Origin of the sequence: Microcoleus sp. F4-D5, assembly GCF_036704885.1 — a bacterium.
Classification (GTDB): Bacteria; Cyanobacteriota; Cyanobacteriia; order Cyanobacteriales; family Microcoleaceae; genus Microcoleus.
The window spans coordinates 20,350-27,616 of record NZ_JAUBSX010000092.1 but is presented as its reverse complement, the minus strand read 5'-3'; the positions used below and the strand labels follow the sequence as shown (position 1 = coordinate 27,616).

Annotated in this window: 12 protein-coding genes and 1 pseudogene; 5 read left to right on the top strand and 8 right to left on the bottom strand. The window is 44.3% G+C overall.

The window, feature by feature from the left end:
• Window positions 1–271 precede the first annotated feature (271 nt).
• Window positions 272–322, top strand: a pseudogene (locus QUA80_RS33995) (hypothetical protein); the annotation flags it as partial.
• A 358-nt stretch (window positions 323–680) separates the two neighbouring features.
• Here QUA80_RS33995 and QUA80_RS28750 read toward each other — a convergent pair.
• The 4 genes from QUA80_RS28750 to QUA80_RS28735 all read right to left on the bottom strand — a co-directional run bounded on the left by QUA80_RS28750 (window position 681) and on the right by QUA80_RS28735 (window position 2,915).
• Entirely contained in the window at window positions 681–890 is a 210-nt protein-coding gene (locus QUA80_RS28750) for a CsbD family protein (protein WP_333428381.1), read from the bottom strand.
• Window positions 891–1,088: 198 nt separating this feature from the next.
• A complete protein-coding gene (locus QUA80_RS28745; RefSeq protein ID WP_333428380.1) occupies window positions 1,089–1,916 on the bottom strand; it encodes a PHP domain-containing protein in 828 nt (275 codons plus the stop codon).
• Window positions 1,917–2,225: 309 nt separating this feature from the next.
• A complete protein-coding gene (locus tag QUA80_RS28740) occupies window positions 2,226–2,507 on the bottom strand; it encodes a hypothetical protein (RefSeq protein ID WP_333428379.1) in 282 nt (93 codons plus the stop codon).
• A gap of 39 nt (window positions 2,508–2,546) precedes the next feature.
• On the bottom strand, window positions 2,547–2,915 hold the full coding sequence (locus QUA80_RS28735) for a hypothetical protein (RefSeq protein ID WP_333428378.1): 369 nt from the start codon (window positions 2,913–2,915) through the stop codon (window positions 2,547–2,549).
• 52 nt (window positions 2,916–2,967) lie between these two features.
• Here QUA80_RS28735 and QUA80_RS28730 point away from each other — a divergent pair, with 52 nt between their 5' ends.
• Complete coding sequence (locus QUA80_RS28730; protein WP_333428377.1) at window positions 2,968–3,294, top strand: hypothetical protein; 327 nt, start codon at window positions 2,968–2,970, stop codon at window positions 3,292–3,294.
• 146 nt (window positions 3,295–3,440) lie between these two features.
• Here the strand turns inward: QUA80_RS28730 and QUA80_RS28725 are convergent, their stop codons facing one another.
• Window positions 3,441–3,908, bottom strand: coding sequence for a hypothetical protein (locus QUA80_RS28725; protein ID WP_333428376.1), 468 nt, complete (start codon window positions 3,906–3,908; stop codon window positions 3,441–3,443).
• 55 nt (window positions 3,909–3,963) lie between these two features.
• Between QUA80_RS28725 and QUA80_RS28720 the strand changes: the two genes are divergently transcribed.
• On the top strand, window positions 3,964–4,584 hold the full coding sequence (locus QUA80_RS28720; RefSeq protein ID WP_333428375.1) for a histidine phosphatase family protein: 621 nt from the start codon (window positions 3,964–3,966) through the stop codon (window positions 4,582–4,584).
• Window positions 4,585–4,648: 64 nt separating this feature from the next.
• Window positions 4,649–5,020: a VOC family protein gene (locus QUA80_RS28715; RefSeq protein WP_333428374.1), complete on the top strand. Its 372-nt coding sequence runs from the start codon at window positions 4,649–4,651 to the stop codon at window positions 5,018–5,020.
• A 208-nt stretch (window positions 5,021–5,228) separates the two neighbouring features.
• On the opposite strand, the gene QUA80_RS28710 is transcribed toward QUA80_RS28715, so the two are convergent.
• Together QUA80_RS28710 and QUA80_RS28705 are read right to left on the bottom strand one after the other, a co-directional pair.
• Entirely contained in the window at window positions 5,229–5,519 is a 291-nt protein-coding gene (locus QUA80_RS28710) for a hypothetical protein (RefSeq protein ID WP_333428373.1), read from the bottom strand.
• A 42-nt stretch (window positions 5,520–5,561) separates the two neighbouring features.
• Window positions 5,562–6,233 (bottom strand): phosphoribosyltransferase family protein, encoded by a 672-nt coding sequence (locus tag QUA80_RS28705; protein ID WP_333428372.1) that lies wholly within the window; start codon window positions 6,231–6,233, stop codon window positions 5,562–5,564.
• A gap of 167 nt (window positions 6,234–6,400) precedes the next feature.
• On the opposite strand from QUA80_RS28705, the gene QUA80_RS28700 reads away from it, so the two are divergent.
• Complete coding sequence (locus QUA80_RS28700) at window positions 6,401–7,078, top strand: uracil-DNA glycosylase (protein WP_333428371.1); 678 nt, start codon at window positions 6,401–6,403, stop codon at window positions 7,076–7,078.
• Here QUA80_RS28700 and QUA80_RS28695 read toward each other — a convergent pair.
• Window positions 7,056–7,267: hypothetical protein (locus QUA80_RS28695; RefSeq protein WP_333428370.1), on the bottom strand; the 212-nt coding region annotated here is incomplete at its 5' end. The genes QUA80_RS28700 and QUA80_RS28695 overlap by 23 nt on opposite strands.

Here is a 7,267-nt window from a genome sequence, read left to right as displayed (position 1 = left end):
TTTATCTGAGGGCGACCCGACATTTTAATTTGCTCCTTGTTTTCTTCAAGTCTATCACATCTTTAAAAAAATGGTATCACCTGAAGAGATAACCGATCTAATTCGCAGCAGATAGAAATTCATCGCTAACATTAAAAGCGTAGGCTGAGTGAATTTTTCATGTAAAATCTAGTGGTACATTTACGGGATAGATTTCAGACATCGGTAGTGGTGTATGGTTAGGCGGCATCGGGTATAATCATTTAGTTTCACTTGCTTAACATCCTTCTTTATAAATTCTCCCAAGTGCGGTTCTTTAAATGTCATAAAAAATGGCTTGACTCGTATCGGCAAGCAAAACTTTAAATGTCTCGATAATACTTCCCAAACCGAAGAAGCAATTGCTTTTTTATTGATGAACGTTGTCGCGCGATTGAGAAGGTTATTGTGGTTTTTTGGTGTCAGTTTTCATCAATAACAACTTGCTCCTATTCGGCGATTATAAAAAATTATATTCGAGAAGTTTAACGACAATAAAAACTTAACTTAGCGGCTGGCTGGAATTAATCCTCGATGTCTTTTTGAACTTCGTTTACTTATTCAGCAAGCCCTAATTATATGGAATGTCCGGGACGAGGGAAGGGAAGCTATCGCTGGGTATCTGCGATAGCTCCGCTTCACTAATTCACTAATTGCAGTTTTTACAATTTGTCGATCGACTTTTTGGCTTGATCTGTCAGATTTTTCACAGCATTTTTAGCATCTTCTGCTGCGTGGCGGGCCGCAGCTTCGGCTTGTTTGGCTTTGCCTTCAACCTGGTCTTTTTTGTTGCCCGTGATGTTGCCGAAAATTTCCTGAGCTTTGCCTTCTAAATTTTTGCCGATCGCCTTAGCTCTGTCTTCTGTACTCATGATAAGCTCCGTTTGGCAAGTTGCTTTACTAAAATTGTAAAATTAACTCGCCTGCAATTGTCTTTAACTTCATATTAATTTATATTCTGGTTGACCTCGGTCTTCTTCTGATGGCTTACTTCGTGCAAATTCCTCGCTCAAAAATCCTTAGTTTTTTGAGTGACAACTTTATACATCCGCAAAATGCGTCACAAACAACTATTTCAAACTCGCCGCAGCAACTTTAATCGGTTCCAGTAATTCTAACGGCAAATGCAGCATATTCAACTGGGTGCTATCTGCTGCCTTCCTTTCCGGATCGGGACCGTGATAATCGCTGCCACCAGTTGCCAGCAAACCGTAATGAAGACACAAATCTTTCAACTTTTGGATTTGGCTGGAACTGTGACTGGGATGGTATACTTCAACTCCCATTAAACCAGCATCTACTAATTCTTGTAAGACTTCCTCAACAGCGCCGCCGCGAAATAAATAAGGGTGAGCCCACACCGGTACTGCGCCGCAACTTTTCAGTAAATCAATGCCTTCGACGATCGAGAATTTCTCGTAATGAACATAAGCCGGGCCGTCATCTCCCAGCCAGCGATCGAATGCTTCCCGCGATGATTTGGCGTGACCGGCTTTTACAAGTGCAGAGGCAATGTGAGGCCGTCCCGGTGCCATTCCTGGAGATGTTTTTGGCAGTTCGATCGCGTATCCCATTGCTGCTAATTTTTCGACCATTTCTTGCGATCGGCGAAACCGTCCTTCCAGGCGATCGTTCAAAGGAACTCGCAACTTATTTGCATCGGGATAAAAACCTAAAATGTGCAGCGAACGGCCGTTGTGAACAGTGCTCAGTTCGAGTCCGGGCACGATTTCTATACCGTACAAAGCAGCGGCGGCGAAGGCTTCATCCCAACCCGACATCGTATCGTGATCGGTGACGGCCAAGGCGCGAACCCCCGAAGACGCAGCGGCGGCTACGAGTTCGGCAGGGGTGAGAGTGCCGTCGGAATAAGTAGTGTGACAGTGGAGCTCTAGCATTTTTTCGGTAAGTTAAAGTCTGCGAAACCTGCAATTATTCACCTCACTCATGTGAGATATACCGTCATGCAATTTTAGATTTTAGATTTTAGATTAGGAATGAGTGATGATATAAGGGTTGGCTGTTATCTACAATTGCCTTTTTTTTGAGTCGCTGATTTCACGGCAAGCAACAAGTTTTTTGGTGATTTAAATCTGTTAGCAGTAATAAGTTTTACCGCCTTAACTTTGTACCTTTATGTTTATTAAAACTTTGCGGATGTTGAGCATCCTGTCCGCCTTTTCAGTTGAATTGAAATGCAGAACACCTTATTTCTTGATTTCTCGCATTGGGTAAAGGACACCCTCTGGTAATTTGGGAGGAACCGGCGATATTTCAATACTTTGTATGTTGTGAACTGGGATAACTACCAGTTTATCTGCCACTTCGAGAATTATCGGGTCTGCAGTCAACATTTTGTGCAGGCGAGTGCCTAAAGTTGCTTGCTCTCCTACTGTTCCCTCTGGTGCAATGAACTGGAAGTGTTGCTGTTTGCCGTTGGTGTAGTGGATGGTCAGATTGATCATTCCTTCTTCGTTGGTTGCTTGCATACTTTTTTTCCCCTAACAGTAGATCGGGACTTCGCAAAATTAACAATTAATCAAAACGGGCGATCGCACCACCGTTGGAAAGCTTTTGACTAAAGCGGGCTTTCGGTATGAAAGTTTGCTTGCTGCTAATTTTATCACAAAAACTGTACGGAAACTCGCCAACTTACCCAGTATACAATTGGCAGTCGCGCTGTCTTCGCTCCTCAAGGCGCGACATCCTTCGCCAACAATATTTGGTCGATCGGGCTTTCTTCTATGCCAGTTGGCAAAGTGGCTCAATTTAGCCTCTGTAGCGACTTGACTCAAAGCGCTCTCAAGTCTCGCAGCAGAAGCATTTGAGCGCTTTGGGTATCCAGGTTTTTCGAGGTGGGAACTGTGGAGGTTAAGATAGCGGCATTCTGCTGTCACTGCCGTAGAGGATTTTTTTATAAATTAATAACATAGCATTCAGGTACAGCTTATGAAATCCACACTTTGTTTTCCCGAAACTTCTATTGAATCTAACACCGTTGCTGTTAACAATAATGCTATTGAATCTTGTATTCTTGCAGCTTGGATTGATTTAGTAGGAGGAGACTTTGATAATTTGGGAGGAGATGATTGGCTTCCCTTGTGCGGCGACATTGATGACGGTGAAATTTACCGGGAATGGTTTTTGTGGCAAGACAGCGAAGTAACTCAAGAATGGGAAGCTTACGATCCCATTACTAATTATAGAGTTGTGGCATCCAGCCGAGAAATGATGATTGCTAAAATCGACCAAATAGAAGATACCAGAAAAATTTAGTTGAGTTGTAGAAGGTTAAATCTTGATTTTCAACTTTAATAAAAATTATGCAAACAAACCCGGTTTCTTCCAACCCTTAAAGAAACCGGGTTTTTCAGACTAAAACTTGAGGTGTCGGCCCAGTTATACGGACCGAACATAATAATTTATTTCGCTAATGCTTTTTGTTTTTCTCGTTCTAATTTGCGCTGCTTCAAGGCGGCAAGATTTTGTTTAATCGTGTCGATCGCAAATCCATTCCCCTGCTGTTGATATAATTCGCTGGCCCGGAGCAAATCGGCAACAGCCTCGTCATCAGATCGCAAATTCGCAACAGCCAAGCCGCGATTGTGGTAAGCTTCTGCCAAAGTTGAAACTTGTTCTACAGCGCTGGTAAATTTATCTTTGGCTTTGCGGTAATTTCCCGACTGATAAGCTTCAATTCCTTGTTGAAAATAAACGGAAGCTTTGCTACCGCTGTCGGTATCGGAAAATTCGGGGAAATTTAAAATTGGTTCTTTAAAGAGTACAGAAATGCTGCCCTTGCCGAAGTAAGCCCAAGTCATTGTTCCCAACCCAATCCCCAGCACGAGGGCAACAATGACAGACAGAGCAATAAAATTGGTGAGTTCCATAGAGCAATATTTGTTGTATTAGAATATGATAAGATAATTTCTAACTTCTGGAACAATGGCTGCGCGGATTTACCTCAACAGGAAAGAATTTTTCGGGTTGCTAGCTTTAGTATTGTCGATCGGCTTAATTACTGCAACTGCAAGTTCTGACGCAGCAACCAACGCGCAAACTCAAGCAGGGTGGCAATTGTTGCAGCGGGATGAGACGGGGTTGGTGGTAGCAATGCGACACGCGATCGCCCCAGGTACGGGAGATCCTGCTAACTTTAAGCTGGGCGACTGTTCCACCCAGCGCAATTTATCAGCACAAGGAAGAACCCAAGCCAAGCAAATTGCAGCCGAATTTCGCAACCGCAACATCAAAGTTGCGAGAGTTTTATCGAGTCAGTGGTGTAGGTGTTTGGAAACAGCAAAACTGATAAATTTAGGCAAAGTCGAACCGTTCCCAGCACTGAACTCGTTCTTTAGCGACAGCAGCAAAGAAGCCAGACAAACAGCCACACTCCGCAAGTTGATTCTTGACAACCGCAACACTAAAGGCGCGATTATTCTGGTAACTCATCAAGTAAATATTACCGCGATTACTGATATTGTTCCGCAAAGCGGCGAAGCTGTCATTCTCAGAGGGTCTCGACAAGGTAAAATCGAAATAGTCGGACGAATTGGAGGATTTTAAATACATATAAAGTTATAATATTACCAATTACCCATTAACTAATTCCCAATTACCAATTTATTATATGAGTTTTCAATACAGCGCCGCCCTAGTTACTTTAGCAGACCTCGATAAAGAAGTTCTTGTTAAATTTTACACAAAATTTCTCGACCTAGAACCGAACCCCTACATTCCCAATACTTATGCTGAATTTCAACTCCCCGGCTTAAGACTCGGCATATTCAAACCCAAAGATTCCCACAAATCGGAATTTGCAAATCGAGCAAAAACAGGCATGAGTTTGTGTTTGGAAGTCAGCGATATCGAAACTGCGATCGCCCGAATTTGGGCTTTAGGTTATCCGCCCAGCGGAGAAATCATCAAAGCTGCTCACGGTCTAGAAATATATGCCTTCGATCCCGCCGGCAACCGCATAATTTTACATCAATCCCATTAGAATGTAGGAGGATGGCTAACAATTGGTGAACTCTCGATCTTCTCTTCCTACCCTTCGGGAACGGCTTCGCCGAACGCGTCTTCGCGGTTCGTTCAAAAAAACACCTAGTTCACAACCCGCTGAGGATTGCTATATCAGCTCTGCAATTGCTTCACAAGCTTCGCCATGACATTGTAAAACCCGCCCCTACAACTCAAAACGGCCTTAACTATCTAATCAGTTCAGCAAAACTATAAAAACTGATAATTAATAACAACAAAGCTGTCAGATGAGTTAGCTGAAATTGAGGCCGCGGTCCGAGGGATTCCCGCACCAAAATTGAAAAAGACGAACCAATTATATAACTCAAAGACAGTGTTAAATACTGCCACTGCAATGTTAGACTCCACAGCCCGAGCAAAATCATCGCCAAACTCAACATCACCAACTCAACAAAGCGAGGCGGATTGTGCTGAGTAGACAGAATCAAAGTGTCCAACCAATATTGCCAAGGTCTCATGTTTTAGCGATCGAGCTTTTAGATGTAGCCTTCTAGCTTAACCTACGATCGCCACTCAATTTGTTGCTGCAAACACCTTAAAGCCTCGGCCGTCTCAACCTGCTGAAATTCCCCGTAAAAGCGACTGACACTGTAAAAAGGGTCTGGGGTTTCCAAAATAATCGACTTATCGCCGATTTGGGCCAAAAATCCCATCAATTCTACCGGCGCGACAGGCGCACAAATCCACAAAGCCGCCGGTTGCTGCGACTGCAAAGCCAGCGCCGCCACAGCCATCGTCATCCCCGTAGCAATGCCATCGTCCACCAAAATCGCCAAAGCCCCTGCTGCGCTGACATTGGGGCGTCCAGAAGACAAATCCGCCAGCAGAGATTGAGCATTATTTTGAGCCACCGGCAGTGCTAATTTTTGCAAGCGCAAATTGTGCTGCTTTTGCTTGTGCCAGAGGACGTGGCCGTCAGCAGTTGCAGCCCCGATCGCCAATTCTAAATTATCCGGGCGAGTAATTTTCTTGGCGACAACCACATCCAAAGGACAGCCCAAGCGGCGCGCAATCGGCACAGCAACCGGCAAACCCCCGCGCGGCAAGGCGTAAACAATCGGTTTAACAGCTTCCTGTGCCGTTAAATTCAACTTACCGAGCTCGTCCAGAACTGCCTCGGCCAGTTTTTCGCCTGCATCGGCGCGATCGTCAAAAAACGGGTTAGAGAACATATTTTTGTCTGTACGAGCTCAACCAAATAATGTGAGATTTGCGAGTATTAATTGGAGATTGTGCGCTCGACAGCATCGCATACAAGCTTCTAGCCAAACTCAAATCACCAAACCCGATCTAAACTATAAACTCTAGACTCAAAAAAATCTCCCTAATTGTAAAATTTATGTCCAGCGACTTGCAACTGAGCCTTTTTGACAACAATCAAAGTGCCACTTTCCAAACTGACTCAATACCAGCAAATGCCAAAATTCCGATTCCTCCCGGCACTTATCAAAATATGGAACAAATCGGCGAGCACTGCAACCGCTGTCACCGCTGCGAATTAGGCAGTACGCGCACTCACGCCGTCATCGGGCGCGGCAATCCTCAAGCCTCAATTTTGATTGTGGGAGAAGCGCCCGGACAAAACGAAGATGAAACCGGATTGCCCTTCGTCGGGCGATCGGGCAAACTGTTAGATAAGATTTTAGAATCCGTGGGATTGAGTGCAGAAATCGACGTATTTATTGCCAACGTCATCAAATGCCGCCCTCCCAACAACCGCCCTCCGACAGCAAAAGAAATCGAAGCTTGCAAACCTTACTTGCTCGAACAAATTCGCATCTTAGACCCCAAAATTATTTTATTAACCGGTGCAACAGCCCTCAAAGGTTTGCTAAGCGACAAGCGACCGATTAGTAAAATCAGAGGTCAGTGGATTGAATGGGAAAATCGTTTGTGTATGCCAATTTTTCACCCATCGTACCTGCTGCGAAACCCCTCCCGCGAACCGGAAAGTCCGAAATGGTTTATGTGGCAAGATATGCAGGCTATTAAGGCTAAATTGGATGAATTAAAATAGCAATTGTAATAATTTTTTGTTGTGCTTTGTATGGGCGGGTTTCACCAACTATGAATTGCCTAAAACAGGTAATCTCATAAACCCGCCCCCACCCACGTAAATCTCTCAACCGAAAATTCGTGAATTTTCTGATACCTCTGTCAGGAACAGGCCGGAAAGCCTGTTCCACCATAAAATTATTTTCTGTCA